Origin of the sequence: Xanthomonas fragariae, from assembly GCF_900183975.1 — a bacterium.
GTDB classification, from domain to species: Bacteria; Pseudomonadota; Gammaproteobacteria; order Xanthomonadales; family Xanthomonadaceae; genus Xanthomonas; species Xanthomonas fragariae.
On record NZ_LT853882.1, the window covers coordinates 387,927 to 403,646 of the forward strand.

The 15,720-nt window shown below is 64.2% G+C and carries 12 protein-coding genes and 4 pseudogenes; 6 read left to right on the forward strand and 10 right to left on the reverse strand.

Annotated elements, in window-relative coordinates; all coding sequences use genetic code 11:
* The first annotated feature begins 149 nt into the window (after positions 1 to 149).
* Positions 150 to 1,010 carry a PA4780 family RIO1-like protein kinase gene (locus PD885_RS01780; protein WP_002808171.1) on the forward strand — a complete coding sequence of 287 codons (861 nt, stop codon included), beginning with the start codon at positions 150 to 152 and terminating at the stop codon, positions 1,008 to 1,010.
* 425 nt (positions 1,011 to 1,435) lie between these two features.
* Positions 1,436 to 2,403 (forward strand): annotated as a pseudogene (locus PD885_RS01790) (alpha/beta hydrolase).
* A 122-nt stretch (positions 2,404 to 2,525) separates the two neighbouring features.
* Here the strand turns inward: PD885_RS01790 and mnmG are convergent.
* Both mnmG and PD885_RS01805 read right to left on the reverse strand, forming a co-directional pair.
* Positions 2,526 to 4,430, reverse strand: a complete 1,905-nt coding sequence (gene mnmG, locus PD885_RS01795) for a tRNA uridine-5-carboxymethylaminomethyl(34) synthesis enzyme MnmG (protein WP_002808169.1) — start codon at positions 4,428 to 4,430, stop codon at positions 2,526 to 2,528.
* A gap of 580 nt (positions 4,431 to 5,010) precedes the next feature.
* Entirely contained in the window at positions 5,011 to 5,484 is a 474-nt protein-coding gene (locus PD885_RS01805; RefSeq protein ID WP_002808168.1) for a hypothetical protein, read from the reverse strand.
* A gap of 158 nt (positions 5,485 to 5,642) precedes the next feature.
* Here PD885_RS01805 and PD885_RS01810 point away from each other — a divergent pair, with 158 nt between their 5' ends.
* From PD885_RS01810 to PD885_RS20315, 3 genes and pseudogenes are all read left to right on the forward strand, one after another.
* Positions 5,643 to 6,602 carry a pyridoxal-phosphate dependent enzyme gene (locus PD885_RS01810; RefSeq protein WP_002808167.1) on the forward strand — a complete coding sequence of 320 codons (960 nt, stop codon included), beginning with the start codon at positions 5,643 to 5,645 and terminating at the stop codon, positions 6,600 to 6,602.
* Positions 6,587 to 7,204, forward strand: a complete 618-nt coding sequence (locus PD885_RS01815; RefSeq protein ID WP_002808165.1) for a YdcF family protein — start codon at positions 6,587 to 6,589, stop codon at positions 7,202 to 7,204. The genes PD885_RS01810 and PD885_RS01815 overlap by 16 nt, the downstream gene beginning before the upstream one ends.
* Positions 7,205 to 7,323: 119 nt before the next feature.
* Positions 7,324 to 7,620, forward strand: a pseudogene (locus tag PD885_RS20315) (transposase); the annotation flags it as partial.
* A gap of 141 nt (positions 7,621 to 7,761) precedes the next feature.
* Here PD885_RS20315 and lpxO read toward each other — a convergent pair.
* From lpxO to bioB, 8 genes and pseudogenes are all read right to left on the reverse strand, one after another.
* Positions 7,762 to 8,667: a lipid A hydroxylase LpxO gene (gene lpxO, locus PD885_RS01825; protein WP_002804534.1), complete on the reverse strand. Its 906-nt coding sequence runs from the start codon at positions 8,665 to 8,667 to the stop codon at positions 7,762 to 7,764.
* A gap of 262 nt (positions 8,668 to 8,929) precedes the next feature.
* On the reverse strand, positions 8,930 to 9,814 hold the full coding sequence (gene bioC, locus PD885_RS01830; RefSeq protein ID WP_002804535.1) for a malonyl-ACP O-methyltransferase BioC: 885 nt from the start codon (positions 9,812 to 9,814) through the stop codon (positions 8,930 to 8,932).
* A gap of 276 nt (positions 9,815 to 10,090) precedes the next feature.
* Positions 10,091 to 10,273, reverse strand: coding sequence for a hypothetical protein (locus PD885_RS21685; protein ID WP_197685829.1), 183 nt, complete (start codon positions 10,271 to 10,273; stop codon positions 10,091 to 10,093).
* Positions 10,274 to 10,322: 49 nt separating this feature from the next.
* A pseudogene (locus PD885_RS01840) lies at positions 10,323 to 11,054 on the reverse strand (SDR family oxidoreductase).
* Between the two features lie 44 nt (positions 11,055 to 11,098).
* The gene (gene bioH, locus PD885_RS01845) at positions 11,099 to 11,860 is read right to left on the reverse strand and encodes a pimeloyl-ACP methyl ester esterase BioH (RefSeq protein WP_002804536.1); all 762 of its coding nucleotides are present in this window, start codon (positions 11,858 to 11,860) and stop codon (positions 11,099 to 11,101) included.
* 39 nt (positions 11,861 to 11,899) lie between these two features.
* A pseudogene (locus tag PD885_RS01850) lies at positions 11,900 to 12,271 on the reverse strand (DUF7079 family protein).
* Between the two features lie 141 nt (positions 12,272 to 12,412).
* Positions 12,413 to 13,618, reverse strand: coding sequence for an 8-amino-7-oxononanoate synthase (gene bioF, locus PD885_RS01855; RefSeq protein WP_002804540.1), 1,206 nt, complete (start codon positions 13,616 to 13,618; stop codon positions 12,413 to 12,415).
* 91 nt (positions 13,619 to 13,709) lie between these two features.
* The gene (gene bioB, locus PD885_RS01860) at positions 13,710 to 14,744 is read right to left on the reverse strand and encodes a biotin synthase BioB (RefSeq protein WP_002804542.1); all 1,035 of its coding nucleotides are present in this window, start codon (positions 14,742 to 14,744) and stop codon (positions 13,710 to 13,712) included.
* Between the two features lie 49 nt (positions 14,745 to 14,793).
* Here bioB and PD885_RS01865 point away from each other — a divergent pair, with 49 nt between their 5' ends.
* Entirely contained in the window at positions 14,794 to 15,519 is a 726-nt protein-coding gene (locus PD885_RS01865) for a ComF family protein (protein WP_172404488.1), read from the forward strand.
* Positions 15,520 to 15,720 lie beyond the last annotated feature (201 nt).

Here is a 15,720-nt window from a genome sequence, read left to right on the forward strand (position 1 = left end):
CTGGATGCGGGCTCAAGCATTGGATCGCGTGTGGGATCAAGTCCCCTGCATGGTAAGCGCTCACGCCAATGCATGCTCCGCATGTAAGCGCTTCACCCTGCTTGCCGCATAATCGCCGCTGGTTTGTTTCGGATCGGTCCTCTTAGTCCATGAAAACCCCCAAGGGCCTGCAGCCGCTGATCGACGACGGCATTATCGACGAGGTGTTGCGACCACTGAAGAGCGGTAAAGAAGCCTCCGTCTATGTGGTCAGCACAGGCGCTGACATCCTGTGCGCCAAGGTCTACAAGGACATGGCGCAGCGCAGCTTCCAGGCGCGCGTGCAGTACCAGGAAGGCCGCAAGGTGCGTGGTAGCCGTCAGGCGCGCGCGATGGGCAAGGCCACCAAGTTCGGCCGGCGCGAAGCCGAAACCGCGTGGAAGAACACCGAAGCCGAGGTGCTCTATCAATTGATGGACGCCAGCGTGCACGTGCCCAAGCCGCGCGGCTATTTCCACGGCGTGCTGCTGATGGATCTGGTTACTGATGAAGCCGGCCACAGCGCACCGCGGCTGGGTGAAGTGGACCTGGAACCGGAGCAGGCGCGCGTCTTCCACACCAGCCTGATCGGTGACGTGGTCAAGATGCTGTCGCTTGGCCTGGTGCATGGCGATCTGTCCGAATACAACGTGCTGGTCTCGCCCGATGGCCCGGTGTTGATCGACTTTCCGCAGGTAGTCAGCGCTGCCGGCAACAACGCCGCGCGCGACATGCTGCTGCGCGACGTGCACAACCTGCGCGACTGCCTCGGCCGCTTCGTCCCCGAGTTGCTGGAAACCTATTACGGCGAAGAGATGTGGGCGCTGTTCGAAAAGGGCGAACTGCGCCCGGACAGCGTGCTGACCGGGCGTTTCAAGTTCGACACCCGCCGCGTCGATGTGCGGGTCATCCGTGCTTCGATCGAAGATGCACGCCAGGAAAATCTTATCCGTCAGCAAGGCCGCGCGGCGGCCGCAGAGGACGAAGACTAGGCCGGTGTGCTGCGCGCTCTACGGTGCGACAGCAGCAGTGCAGTGGCACTTCGTACGCGGGGCTGCACATCGCGGTCGGTTTTTCGTGGCAGCATGCGTTGGCCCAACGGACGCGATGCAGCGCAGCAAGACCCAGAGTAACGCTGATTCTTGTGCGTGCTCGCGCCAACGATCAGCAGCGCAGCCACAAAGCCTGACAACACGGGTGTTTGCAGCGCTGCGAAAAAGGTTTGCCAACGCCAGTGGAACTATTCAAGAATTTAAACAGTGGGCGCCTTTCAAAACCTCGACTCCATAAATTGCGCGCCATGCGCATCAATGACCTGCGAGCGCGTTGATCGAGTCTTTTTGGGTTGTTACAGGTGCCCTAGTGATGGACCATAACTATCTGGCAAGCTCGACCTTCGTCTCTTTGAGATCTCGTCATGTCGTTTGATCCTGATGTCGTGCGCCTGTTTGCCCGGCTTCAACAGTCCGGTCAACCAGCCATGGAAACCCTTCCGATCGAAGGCGCACGCGCCATGATGCGTGCACTCGGCGCGCAGTTCGGCTTCCCACGCGTGGAGATGGCCCAGGTACGCGATCTGCATGCCGACACAGCTGCCGGTCCTGTGCCGCTGCGTCTGTATCGACCGTCTGGCCTTGCCGCCGGCCCTGCTCCGACCTGCCTATTTGTGCACGGTGGGGGCGGTGTGGTGGGTGACCTCGACTCGCATGACGATGTGTGCCGGCACTGGCGGCGCGGGCCGGCTGTCAGCTGCTGGCGGTCGACTATCGACTGGCGCCGGAACATCCTGCGCCGGCCGGTGTGGAAGATGTGATTGCCGCTCTGCAGTGGCTGGTCGCCCAGCCCGATGCGGTCGGCGCCGATGTGCAGCGCCTGGCCGTTGCGGGCGACAGTATTGGCGGCGCGATGGCCGCGGTCGCAGCGCTTTCTGCGCGCGACGCCGGTATCGCGCTGCGCTGCCAAGTGCTGGTGTATCCGCTCACCGATGCACGCCAGGACAGTGCTCTATACCCCTCGCGCTCGTGCGACGCCGGCTTGCCGCCATTGACCGTGAATGCGGTGCGCTTCTTCAATCGTCATCTGTTGCCAGACCCCGCCATCGCACAGGACTGGCGTGTGTCGCCGATGCTGGTGCCGGACGTCGCTCGCATTGCGCCTGCACTGGTCATCGTGAGCGACCGCGACATTCTTTACGACGAAGGGCGAGCCTATGCCGAGCGTCTTCGCGCCAGCGGTGTGGAGGTCACGCTGCACAGCTTCCCCGGCATGATTCACGGCTTCCTCAACATGGGCGGCGTTTTGCGCGCTGCCGATGAAACGCTGGAGCTGGCTGCCCTTGTGCTGCGCCAGCGCCTGCTGCCGGCCGTCGAGCGAAGGGCGGCATAGGGGCTCGCGGCAGACGTGCCGATGCACGGGCTGCCGCAGCGTTTAGAAGCGACTAATAAATTGGCATGCTGGTTAATCGATCACGCGTGATTACGCATCGCCGATCGCCAACTACAAACCACTTACGCCACCTGACTGCGCCGTGCGCGCTCCAGATGCACCAGCAGCAGCGACATCGCCGCTGGCGTCATGCCCGGAATGCGCTGCGCCTGGCCGATGCTTTGTGGGCACACGCGTTCAAGTTTCTGTTGCACTTCGATCGACAGGCCGCGCACGCCGGAATAATCGAAACCATCGGGAATCGGTGTGGTTTCATGCCGTTGCTGACGTGCGATATCGTCGCGCTGACGAGCCAGATAACCGGCGTATTTGACCCCGATTTCGACCTGCTCTGCCACCTGTGCGTCCTCCACGCCCGGCCCCAGCGTCGGAACCTGCATCAATGTCGCGTAGTTCAGCTCCGGGCGTTTGATGAGATCCAGCACGTTGGTTTCGCGGCTGACCTCCACGCCCAGCGTCTCGGCCACTTCGCGCCCCAAGGCATTGCCCGGTGTCGCCCATAGCGCCGACAAACGCGCGCTTTCGCGCTGTACGGCTTCCTGCTTGGCCGAAAACCGCGCCCAGCGTGCATCGTCGACCAGACCCATCGCGCGCGCCACGCCGGTCAGACGTGCATCGGCATTGTCCTCGCGCAGTTGCAACCGGTACTCGGCGCGGCTGGTGAACATGCGATATGGCTCGGTGGTGCCGTGGGTGATTAGATCGTCCACCAACACGCCCAGATAGGCTTGGTCGCGACGCGGCGACCATGCCGGCAACGCCTGCACACGACGGGCCGCGTTGAGGCCGGCCAGCAATCCCTGTGCGGCGGCTTCCTCGTAACCGGTAGTGCCGTTGATCTGCCCGGCGAAGAACAGCCCGCCCACCGCCTTGGTTTCCAGTGAGGCTTTGAGCCCGCGCGGATCGAAGAAATCGTATTCGATCGCGTAGCCGGGGCGGGTGATATGCGCCTGCGCAAATCCGTGGATCGAGCGGACCAATGCCAGTTGCACATCGAACGGCAGCGAGGTGGAGATGCCGTTGGGATAGATCTCGGTCACCTCCAGGCCTTCGGGCTCGACGAAGATCTGGTGGCTGGTCTTGTCGGCGAAGCGCACCACCTTGTCTTCGATCGACGGGCAATAGCGCGGGCCGATGCCTTCGATCTGCCCCGAGTACAGCGGCGAGCGGTGCAGTGCGCTGCGGATGATGGCGTGGGTCTGCTCGGTGGTGTGGGTGATCCAGCAGCTGACCTGACGCGGGTGGTCGCTACGCCGGCCCATGAACGACATCACCGGCAACGGGTCGTCGCCCGGTTGTTCCTGCATGACGCTGTAGTGGAGCGTGCGCCCGTCGATACGCGGCGGCGTGCCGGTCTTGAGCCGGTCGATCGCAAATGCCCGCTCGCGCAGGCGCGCGGCCAACGTGGTGGCTGGCGGGTCACCCATGCGTCCGGCTGCGTACTGGGTCTGGCCGACATGGATCTTGCCGGCCAGAAAGGTACCCGCGGTCAGCACTACCGAGGTCGCTTCGAAGCGCAGCCCCGTCTGGGTCATCACGCCACGAACGCTGTCGCCCTCGGCGGCGCCGTTGTGGATGATCAGGTCGTCCACCGCCGCCTGGAAAACGGTCAGGTTGGGCTGCGCCTCGACAACGCAGCGGATCGCATTTCGGTACCGATTGCGGTCGGCCTGGCAGCGCGTGGCCCGCACCGCCGGACCCTTGGAGGCATTGAGCGTGCGCCATTGAATGCCGGCCAGATCAGCCGCGCGTGCCATCGCTCCGCCCAGCGCGTCGATTTCCTTGACCAGATGCCCCTTGCCGATCCCGCCGATGGCTGGGTTGCAGCTCATCGCGCCCACCGTCTCGATGTTGTGGGTCAGCAGCAAGGTAAGGGCGCCAGTGCGCGCGGAAGCCAGCGCGGCCTCGGTGCCGGCATGGCCGCCGCCGATCACGATGACGTCGTAGCGATAAAAAGACTCGGACATGGGCGTGGGAGGCTGTGAGGAAGAAAACGGCCGCGAAAGTATCGACTGTAAGGCGCTTGCGGGCCACCAATTGGATAAAAACGCGATGGAAATCGCACTCTAGAGTACTCGCACTCAAGTTGGCGTGTTTCGTGCGGATACCCCTACTGCACCCAATCGTGGCATTGCGACATGGGAGCAAAGGCTGGAATTGGAACAGGGGCCAGCCGCGCGTGCGATGGGGTAGCTTAAGGATCGGTAGTCGGGGGACTACCGATCCTTATTTTTATGCGATTCGGCGCCGCCGCCGGTGTTTTCTCACCGAGTTAATGCTTGCAGAGGTTGCACCGCGACATCACGACAAAAACATAAAGCCCCGGCATGCCGGGGCTTTATGCATTGAGGGCGCCGATATCCGACAGGGCCGGAACAGGGGGGATCCAGATTTCCCTGTCGGACATCGACATAAGTCGGTCAGTAAGGCGAGCTTGGTCAGAATAATGACCTAGCGGATACAACAGAGCACTTAGCTTGCGCCTAGGTGCTGGCTGAACGCAAGCCCCCAATTCCTTCATTTGTGGGCTGCATCGCAGTCAGTTACTCAGGGAATCTGCTCGCCAGTGTTGCGTGGTGCCGTTTGCCGTTGGATCTCCCGGATCACCCGCGGTGGAGCTCCAATGCGTGGCGATGGCCGCGACGGCGGAGCCTCGGCCGCCGGTAGGCGATCTGGCTGTTTCGGGCGCGGACCATCGGGACGAGGACGATTGTTGAACGAACCGTTTGGCCGTGACGGCCGGTACTGCGGACGGCGGTCGTTCGGCGGGTAGTAGTAGCCACCACCATCGCGGTAGACCGGATACACCGGGTAGTCGTACAAGCCGATCGAGCCCGCGCCGTATTCATACGGAACCTCGTACGGGCTGCCGTAGGAATAAGGCGAGTCATCGGGCCGATAGCGATACTGCACAGCAGGCGCACCACGGTAATAGCCGCCCGACCCACCGCCAGCGTAGTCATAGGTTGCACAGCCGCTCAGGGCCATAAGCCCGGCGGCGAAGATCAGATGTAATTTCATGGATAGGGAACTCCTGCAACCATGCTCTCACTTTCGAACCGATGTATTGAATCGGTCCTTAACTGTGCGGCGATGTGGCGCTTTTTCGTCGATCACGCATGCGCGGGCACTGTGCGTGCGACCCGTGGAGAGGTAAGGGATACGTTAATCTTGCAGGCATGATCGACCCGCTCCCTCTAACACATTCCGATATCCTGCAAGCCGCTGCGCGCATTGCGCCGCATTGCGCGCCGACACCGTTGCTGACCTCGCACAGCCTGGATGCGCTCAGCGGTGCGCAGTTGATCTTCAAGGCAGAGCATCTGCAGCGCAGCGGTGCCTTCAAGTTCCGCGGCGCCTGCAACGCGGTTTGGTCGTTGCCAATCGAGCTGGCTGCACGCGGCGTGGTCACGCATTCATCGGGCAACCACGGCGCCGCGCTGGCGCTCGCCGCGCGCAGCCGTGGCATCGGTTGCCATGTGGTGGTACCCGAGGGTGCGGTGGCGGCCAAATTGGCCAATATCTCCCGGCACGGCGCCACGCTGTGGTGGTGCGCACCGACCATCGCCGCGCGCGAGCAGCTGTGCGCCGAGGTTCAGGCCAGCAGCAGCGCGGCGATAGTGCATCCATACACCGACCCTGCGGTCATCGCAGGGCAGGGTACTGCCACATTGGAGCTGCTGCATCAGAGCGGCGGACTTGACGTCCTGGTGACGCCGGTCGGCGGCGGCGGGCTGGCGGCCGGTGCGGCGCTGGCGCTGCAGTGCATGCCCGATTGCGAACTGGTGCTGGCCGAGCCTAGCGGTGCGGCCGATACCGCGCGGTCGTTGGCGGCCGGTGAGCGGTTGGTCGACTTCGTGCCGGACACCGTCTGCGATGGTCTGCGCGGCACTTTGGGTGCGCCGAACTTCGCGCTGCTGCAGGCTGCCGGTGCACAGGTCATTACGGTGGACGATGCCGCGGTGGTGCGGGCCATGCGGCTGATCTGGCAGATTCTCAAACAGGTGGTGGAGCCGTCGTCGGCGATTACCCTGGCTGCGGTGCTGGCTGACCCGGCGCGTTTCGCCGGGCGCCGGGTCGGACTGATCCTGTCCGGCGGCAATGTCGATCTGGACGCGCTGCCGTGGGCCGCGGCGTGAGCAGGCGGTCGCGCGGAATTGGCCTGTGGGGCTGGTGTTGGCGGTTGTGCATGCTGGCCCTGATCTGGCTGGTGGGCGTGGCGGGCTGGATCGTCTTCATCGGCGACCGCGACCAGGCCGCGCCGGCCGACGTGATTATCGTGCTGGGCGCGGCGGCCTACGACGCGCGCCCGTCGCCGGTGTTCGAGGAGCGCATCCGGCATGCGCTGGATCTGTACGCGCAGGGCTACGCGCCACGGATGTTGTTCACCGGTGGCTTCGGCCATGGCGCGCGCTTTGCTGAGTCGCAGGTGGCCCGCCGCTATGCGCTGCGCCATGGCATCCCGCCAGAAGCAATCGTGATCGAAACGGTCTCACGCACCACCCGGCAAAACCTGGAGCAGGCCCGCACGCTGATGGCGCGCCACGGCATGCACCGGGCGATCATCGTCAGCGACCCGCTGCACATGGCGCGCGCGCTGCGGCTGAGCCAGGAGTTGGGCGTGGATGCGCTGGCCTCGTCCACTCCCAGCACGCGCTTTCGCAGCTTCCATACCAGCTGGCGTTTCCTGTTGCAGGAGGTCTATTTTTTCCACCGCGATCTGTTGGTGCAAGGATCCTGATAGCGGACCTATGATGGAGCTTTCACAGCGGCAGGTTCGAGCACGCGCGAGAGCAATCGACAACGCGCCAATGGCCTTGTGCAGGCCTACTACAAGGCATTCAACCGTGGCGATTAGGGCGGCATTGCTTCAGCGAAGCCTCCTACCTACCTGTGGCGCAGCAAGTTCGGCGGGATGAGCGTGCCCGAGATCAAGCGGCTCAAAGACTTTGAGTCCGAGAACGCCCGGCTGAAGAAGTTGCTGGCCGAGCAGCTGTTCGAGAACGACCTGATCAAGGATGCGCTTCGAAAAAAGTGGTGCGCTGGTGGACTGGAAGCGGCGCCAGCGAGCGTGGCGCCTTGGCGGCAATCGGCCTGAGCGCCGGCGCGCTGCGCTCAGGCCCACGCGAAGATCGCAACGTCGCCCTGCGCGAGCGTGGCGCATCGCCACCGGTGCTATTGATCAGTCGGAAGACCCCCGCTGTCGCGGGCCAAGACCAGCTTTGCAGGAGCGCGCTGGCGCGCGATGTGGCGTTACCGGCAACGCTTCATCGCGCTTCTGCAAAGCTGGTCTTGGCGTTACAGCAACACGATCCCGACCACCACCAAGATGAAGATGCTCCATTTGAGCACCTGGTAGAGCGGGTTGTTGCGCTCCTTCAGCGTCTTGGCCTTCAGACGTCCGACGTAGAAATAACGGAATACGCGATTGATGCCGCCGGTTTTGTCGCCTTCCTGGTTGGGCGAGGCACCGGCCGAGAGCAGGCTACGGCCGACGAAGCGGTTCACCGCGGCGGCCCAGTGCCAGCGCATTGGGCGCTCGATGTCGCAGAACAGGATGATGCGGTCCTGGTCGGTGTCGTTGCGCGCGTAGTGGATGTAGGTTTCGTCGAACATGGTCCATTCGCCGTCGCGCCAGCTGTGGCGTTGACCGTCAACATCGATGAAGCAACGGTCGTCGTTGGGTGTAACCAGGCCCAGGTGCAGACGCATGGAACCGGCGAACGGGTCGCGGTGCGGGCGTAACTCGCTGCCTGGCGGCAATTGGGCGAACACTGCTGCCTTCACTGTCGGGATGGCGTGCAGCAGCGCGGTAGTCTGCGGGCACAACTCTGCCGCCGACGGGTGCGCGGTGCCGTACCACTTCAGATAGAAGCGCTTCCAACCACGGCGGAAAAAGGAATTGAAGCCGATGTCGGTATAGCCGTCGGCGGCGCGGATCTTCTCCATCTGCCGCAGCCGCAAGGCCTCATCGCGGATCAGCGACCAGTTGGCGCGCAACGGCGCCAGTTCCGGAAATTCTTTGCCAGGATCGATAAACGGCGTAGTCGGCACCCGTGAGCACAGATACATCAACGTGTTGATCGGCGCCATGAAGGTGGAATGGTCCATTAGCTGCCGGCTAAGCCGGTGCCGCACGCGACCGCGGTAATGGATGTACAGCGCCGATGCGATGAACAGCGCGATGATGAGCCACTTCAACATGGGGAGGGGGAGGCCGATTGGGGGGCGGGGGACGCAAATGTAAGGGCGGCGACCGAAAACCGCTTCGCTCACCGTCGCGACGTGTCGGTGCCACTCCAGTCGGGGGGTTGAGCAAGGCAAGCCGTCACACGGGGGGCGGCTGTCAATTATTGAATTCTAGCAAATGTCGCTGTCGAGTCTGTCCGATCAGCATTAGCGTTGGCCCAACACTGTGTGTCTCACCGGTACCAGCTGCGTTGCGATCGGCGATCTGCACCACCGCTCAGTCGATGCGGCGGCGGATCGGGATCGAGGCCAAGGGTACGCTGGCGATGTCGTGTCCATGTTCGCGGATGGGCGCACCCGGCGCCGGCGCCCAGGCGTGGGCGTAGATCACTTCCCATGAACTGGGCAGGGCGCCATCCGGGCGCCGTAATGGTTCGTAGGCCGCGCTGGCCGCGGCAAAGCGGCCACGTCCGGTCAGAGTGGCGCGGCGATTGCTGAGCGCGTTGGTCGCGCCCATCGCACGCAGTTCGCGCATCAGGGTGGACAGGTCGTTGTAGGTCAGGGTGAACAGGTCGCGGTCCAGCACCGGGTCGCGGAAGCCGGACATCAGCAAGGCGTCACCGAACTGGGCGATCGGCGGAAAGCGGCTGACGTGCGGTGCGGTGTCGGCCTGCGCGAAGGCGTCGCGCAGTTCGCTCAACGTCTCCGGGCCGAAGGTGGAGCAAAGCAACAGCCCGCCCGGTCGCAGCGCGCGGCGGAAACCTGCAAATACTGCCGGCAGGTCTTCCACCCACTGCAGGCATAGATTGCTGAAGATCACATCTACGCTGCCATCGGCGATGGGCAGTGCGCGTGCATCGGCGCACACCTGCACGAACGGCTTCCACCAACCGGCCGCCTTGCGCGCCTGGCGCAGCATCGGCATGGCCTGATCCAGCGCGATGACCTGGGCCTTGGGCCAGCGCTTCTTGATTGCGCTGCTGGCATGGCCCGGGCCGGCGCCCACATCCAGCACCACCTTGGGTATCTGGTCGCCCAGGTAGTCGAGCGATTCGAGCAGGCGCGTTTCCGCTTCGCGCTGTAGCGCGGCGGCGGCGACATAGCTGCTGGCGGCACGCGCAAAGGCGCGCCGGACGTGGCGGGGGTCGAAAGTACTGTTCATTAGCGGCGCTATTGTCGCCGCTGCGCGCGGTGGAGGGAATCGATGTTTTGCGCAGGCCCACCACCATGCATCCGGTGGGTCTGGGGTAGTTGCTGTGGCGCGCCACAGGTCACTTCTTGGACGGGTTGGTCTTGGACGGGTTGGTGGTCAGCGGCACGGAGCGTGCGCAGCGCCGCTTGCCTTGGCGGCCGTCCAGCCGGCGCCGCGCAGCACCCGCTGCGCACCGCTGACCACCAACGCATCTCATCCCAAAGTGCATAACACGCTCCAATGGCGCTAATCGCGGAACGATCCCCAGCTGAAGGTGCCGATGCTGACCATGACCATGACCAACACCAACACCAACACCAACACCAACACCAACACCAACACCAACACCAACACCAACACCAACACCAACACCAACACTGGCTGCAGGCGACAGCGCCGGTGGCGTGGAATGCAACTGCGTGCGCACACGCAATTTCTATAAGGTACCTGGATAGCTGCCGCCATCGATCAGCGGGTTCTACCCGGTGATATAGGCGGCCTGAGCGCTGCACAGAAACACGCAGGCTGCGCCGAACTCGTCCGGCTCGCCGAAGCGCCTGGCCGGAATGCCTGCACGCTTGCGCTCGGCGACGTCTTGGGCGGTGCTGCTTTGCTGTTGCGCGATGGCGGCGAAATTGCCGCGCAGCCGGTCGGTGGCGAACTGGCCGGGCTGATCGTGACATTGTCGGCGACTGCGCTGCGTGCCAGCCCGGCAACGAAGCCGGTGAGGCCGGCGCGCGCGCCATTGGACAGGCCGAGGATGTCGATCGGCGCCTTCACCGCACCGAGAGGTGATGTTAACGATGCAGCCGAAGCGCTGCGCGCGCATCGCATCGAGGCTGACGCGGATCAGTTCGATCGGCGCCAGCATGTTGGCGTCCAATGCGCGCAGCCAATTCTCGCGCTCCCACTGGCGGAAATCGCCAGGCGGCGGACCACCGGTGTTGTTGATCGGGATGTCCACCTGCGGGCAGGCGGCGAGTGCGTCGGTGCGCCCTTGCGGTGTGACGATGTCGGCCACCGCGCTGCGCACTTCGCCTGCACCCGGAAGCGCATGCAGCGCGTCGTCAGCCTGTTCCAATACATCGCGGCCACGCGCCACAATTACCACCTTGACGCCTTCGCTGGCCACTGCGCGTGTACAGCCCAATCCCCAACCTTTGCTGGCGGCGCACGCCAATGCCCAACGTCCGGCGATTACTAAATTCAGGCGTTTCTCCCTCGATCATCGATGCCGCATGATCGGCGCTCTGCTCAAGGCAGGGACGCAACGAAGTGTTGCAGTGCCTCGGCGACCTGCTCGGCGTGGCCGAGAAACGGTGCGTGACCGCCGCCGGTAATGGTGAGTGCCTGCGCCTGCGGAGCCAGCGCAGCAGCAGCATGCACGCCGGCGGCCGGGACCAGGCGATCGCGTTGGCCGGCAATCCACAGACTCGGGCGTGCAAGCTGTTGGAGTGCGCGGCGCAGGTCGGTGCGTTCCAGCAGGCTCAGGCCTTGTTGCAGTGCCTCGGCAGCCGGTTCGCCGCGCGCAGTGAGCGTTTCGCGCAGGCTGCGCAACTCGGCGCGTGCATGTGCCGAGCCCAGCGTGTCCAGCGCAAGAAAACGCTCCAGCGTGCCGCGATAATCACGCGACAAGTCCTGGCCGAATTGCAAGAATATTTCGCGTTCGACTGCATCGGGCCAATCGTTGCCTTTTACGAAGCGTGGGGTGGCCGCGATCATCGCCAGCCCACGCACCTGCGGTTGGGTGGCCGCGGCATGCAGCGCGAACAATCCGCCCAGCGACCAGCCGATCCACACCGCTGGCGGTATCGCCGCAGCGATTTCCGCGACCACGTACGGCAGTGCCAGCAGCGTGCTGTCCTCGCGGCTGAAACCGTGCCCAGGCAGATCCACCAGATGCACTTGATAGTGCGGTGCCAGGCGCTCCACCAGCGGTGCGAATACGCCGCCATGCAGTGCCCAACCGTGCAAAAAAACCAGCGCAGGCCCTTGGCCGATGACATCGATATGCATGCGAGGATTGTCGCTGATTGTCGCTGACCGGCGCATGGGTCAGTGCGTACGGGTCGATGTGTCTTGCGTCAGCGCGCTGATCTTCGGTGCGTGCCAGTCCCATTGCGTATGCGCATGATCACGCCAACATCAACGGTCCGGCCAGCGCCAGCGGCGTGCATGCCGCGCGGCGATCGCGGCGGCCACCCCTGCCGGATCGAATCCATCCCACACGCTGGCCATGCTGCGCAGATCGCCGATCAACACCGGATGCACCTCGTACAACACCATCGTGCGCAGTTGCGCCAGCGGGAATGGAGAGGCGGCCAAGATCTGTGTAATGCTGTCGTGCTGGTTGTCGCATCCGCTGTCCAGATACAGCGGCACCAAGGCTTCTCGCACGCGGCGTTGTGCTGGTGTGGTTGTCGTCATGATTGGAGTGGCTAACGACACGTAAGCGATCAGCTTTCAGGTGAGTGCATGTGGTGCGCAGGGAGTGCATGGAGTGACCATGTCGCCTCGAATACCGTTGCGCCGCGCTCGCCCGCTGCGCTGTCGTTCTGACAGTCGTGCTCAGGCAGACACACGCAACTGCTGCCGGCTGATCACATCGCGCGCCTGCACGATCGCCTCGATCAGCGCCTGCACTTGTTGCGGCGTATGCAATGCAGACAGAGTCACGCGCAGGCGCGCCTTGCCTTCTGGCACGGTAGGCGGACGAATTGCGCCAACCAAGAAACCGGACTGTTCCAGCGCAGCGGACATTGCCATCACGGTCGCTTCTTCGCCGCACAGCAAGGGCTGTATCGGCGTATCGGACGCCATCAGTTCGAAACCATGCCGACGCGCGCCATTGCGGAAAGTGCTGATCAGCTCGACAAGTCGTGCACGCCGCCAATCGTCGCGACGCGCCAAGCGCACCGCCGCCAAGGTTGCAGCGACCTGCGCCGGCGGCAACGCGGTGGTGTAGATGTATGGGCGCGCGGTTTCGGTCAGATGACGCACCAGCGCTTGCTCGCCGACCACCACCGCGCCATACCCGCCCAGTGCCTTGCCCAGCGTCACTAATTGTAGGGGCACTTCGGCCAAACCAAGTCCGGCATCGGCCACGCAGCCGCGCCCTTGCGGACCGAGCACGCCCACGCCGTGTGCATCGTCGACATAGAACAACGCTTCCTGCGTGCGTGCGACCAAGCTCAACGCACGCAGCGGCGCGACATCGCCATCCATGCTGAAAACCCCATCGCTGGCCAGCATCGCCACACCGTCGGGCGACCCCTTGAGCTGACGCATCGCCCCTTCCACATCCAGATGCGGGTAGCGCCGCAACCGGCAGCCGGCCAGGCGTGTGGCATCGAGCAGGCTGGCGTGATTGAGCCGGTCCTGCACGCAGACATCGTCTTCTTCGCTGAGCAAGGCTTGCTGCACGGCCAGATTGGCGATGAAGCCGCTGCCGAACAACAAGGCCGACGGATAACCTAACCATTCGGCAATCTCGCGCTCCAGCATTTCGTGCGCGGTGTGGTGGCCGCAGATCAGATGCGATGCAGTCGCGCCGGCGCCATCGCGCGCCGCGGCGTCTTGCAGCGCGGCGATCACTTCGAATTGCTGCGACAGACCCAGATAGTCGTTGGAACAGAAACCGGTCAGCCAGCGGCCATCGATTTCCAACCGCACGCCATCGCGGCGGCTCACTTGACGCCGCACCCGCACCCGTTCCTGAGCCACACGCAATGTGCGCAGCGACGCAATCCGTTCGTGCAGATCGGGGCGAGCCATGGGGTCGGCCAACAACGAAGAAGGGCCGCTAGCGTAGCCTGCCGGGCTCAGCGCGCCCAGCCGGCGCCGACGACCGGTGCCGGAATCACGATCAGGCGGCGTGCTCGCAAGCCGCACTACAGGTGATGTCGGCATGCACGGTGCCGTGGTGGTCGTGCTCGGCAGCGTCAACGGTCACTTGCATCGGGCGCAGGCCCAGGCGCTGGAACAGAGCCAGGTCGCGTTCGGTGTCCGGGTTGCCGGTGGTGAGCAGTTTTTCGCCGTAGAAGATCGAGTTTGCGCCGGCCAGGAAGCATAGCGCCTGCAGTTCGTCGCTCATCGCTTCGCGGCCCGCCGACAGGCGCACCATCGACTTGGGCATGCTGATGCGGGCGACGGCGATCATGCGGACGAACTCGAACGGGTCCAGTTGCTGGGTGCCATGCAACGGGGTGCCGGCGACTTGCACCAACTGGTTGATCGGCACCGAGTCCGGATGCGCCGGCAGCGTCGACAGTGCCAGCAGCAGGCCGATGCGGTGTTCACGCGTTTCGCCCATGCCGACGATGCCGCCGCAGCAGGTTTTCAAGCCGACATCGCGCACATGCTCCAGCGTGTTGAGGCGATCCTGGTACTGGCGGGTGTGGATGATCGAGTCGTAGTAATCGGGCGCGGTGTCCAGATTGTGGTTGTAGTAGTCCAGCCCGGCATCCTTGAGCGCGCGCGCCTGGCCGGCGTCGAGCATGCCGAGCGTGGCGCAGGTCTCCAGGCCCATCGCCTTGACGTCGCGAATCATCGCGGCCACCTTCGGGATGTCGCGCTCCTTGGGGGAGCGCCAGGCTGCGCCCATGCAAAAGCGCGACGCGCCAGCGGCCTTGGCCTGTCGCGCCTTGGCGACGACTTCTTCGGTTTCCATCAATTTCTGCGCGGTCACGCCGGTGTCGTAGCGCTGCGCCTGCGGGCAGTAAGCGCAGTCTTCCGGGCAGCCGCCGGTCTTGACCGACAGCAGCGTGGACACTTGCACCTCGGCTGGATCGAAGTGGGCGCGGTGCACGCTGGCGGCGCGGTGCAGCAGCTCCGGGAACGGCAGATCGAACAGTGCCTGCAGCTCTTCGCGATCCCAGTCATGGCGGACGACAACAGACATCGGAGTTTCCTGACGGTCAGCGGCTTGGAAGCCAGGCAGTCTGGTGAGCATGGAAGATGCTGTCAACTTCAAAGAGGTGCGATCGGTTTACAAGTGGCCGCGACGGGTGTTGCGGCTGCTGCTACCGAGCTTGTGCCTGGTCTGCGCAGAAGCCGGCACTGCCGATTACGATCTGTGCCTCTGGTGTCGTGCCGCCTTGCCGGATCACGGTCACGCCTGCCCGCGCTGCGCCACCCAGCTGTATGCCCCTGATGGGGTGGCGCTGTGCGGGCAATGCCTGCAGCATCCGCCGCCGCTGCAGCATGTGCATGCGTGCTTTACCTATCGCTGGCCGGTGGACGGTTTGCTGCGGCGTTTCAAGTTTCATCAGGACCTGGCGGCGGGCCTCCTGCTCAGCGAGTTGATGGCCAGACGCTGTGCGGGCCTGCCACGCCCGCAGGCGCTGGTGCCGGTGAGCCTGCATCGGCAGCGCTTGCGTCAGCGTGGTTACGACCAGGCGCTGGAACTGGCCAAGCCGCTCGGTCGCGCGCTGCAACTGCCCTGCCTGCCATTGCTGCAACGCGTGCGCGCGACCGCGCCGCAATCCGAATTGGATGCGGCCGAGCGCCAGCGCAATCTGCGCGATGCCTTCGTCGTGCGCGGCGCATTGCCGGCGCACGTGGCGTTGGTGGATGACGTGATGACCACCGGCGCGACCTTGCATGCTGCTGCGCAGGCATTGCGTCGTGCGGGTGTGCAGCGGGTGGATGCGTGGGTGTGCGCACGGGTGCCGTGAGGATGACGACGAGGCTTCGCCTGTACACTCACCGCAACCCCTTATCCTCTACATTCTCTTTGCGATGTGTCAGATGCGGTGTCGATAGCCGACGTGGTCTACCGATGACCCACCGGACTGAGCGGCCGCGGAAGAGCGAGGTTGCCACGCCGGACTCTCCTGGCAAACGCCCGAACAGTTGCTGGAATTGGCACGCGTGAT

Bases quoted from the DNA above. Each gene is read 5' to 3' on its own strand.
- lpxO (WP_002804534.1), bottom strand. From the start codon at position 8,667: ATGTTGAAGTGGCTCATCATCGCGCTGTTCATCGCATCGGCGCTGTAC.
- PD885_RS01810 (WP_002808167.1), top strand. From the start codon at position 5,643: ATGATCGACCCGCTCCCTCTAACACATTCCGATATCCTGCAAGCCGCT.
- mnmG (WP_002808169.1), bottom strand. From the start codon at position 4,430: ATGTCCGAGTCTTTTTATCGCTACGACGTCATCGTGATCGGCGGCGGC.
- PD885_RS01805 (WP_002808168.1), bottom strand. From the start codon at position 5,484: ATGAAATTACATCTGATCTTCGCCGCCGGGCTTATGGCCCTGAGCGGC.
- bioH (WP_002804536.1), bottom strand. From the start codon at position 11,860: ATGCATATCGATGTCATCGGCCAAGGGCCTGCGCTGGTTTTTTTGCAC.
- PD885_RS01780 (WP_002808171.1), top strand. From the start codon at position 150: ATGAAAACCCCCAAGGGCCTGCAGCCGCTGATCGACGACGGCATTATC.
- PD885_RS01865 (WP_172404488.1), top strand. From the start codon at position 14,794: ATGGAAGATGCTGTCAACTTCAAAGAGGTGCGATCGGTTTACAAGTGG.
- bioF (WP_002804540.1), bottom strand. From the start codon at position 13,618: ATGGCTCGCCCCGATCTGCACGAACGGATTGCGTCGCTGCGCACATTG.
- bioC (WP_002804535.1), bottom strand. From the start codon at position 9,814: ATGAACAGTACTTTCGACCCCCGCCACGTCCGGCGCGCCTTTGCGCGT.
- bioB (WP_002804542.1), bottom strand. From the start codon at position 14,744: ATGTCTGTTGTCGTCCGCCATGACTGGGATCGCGAAGAGCTGCAGGCA.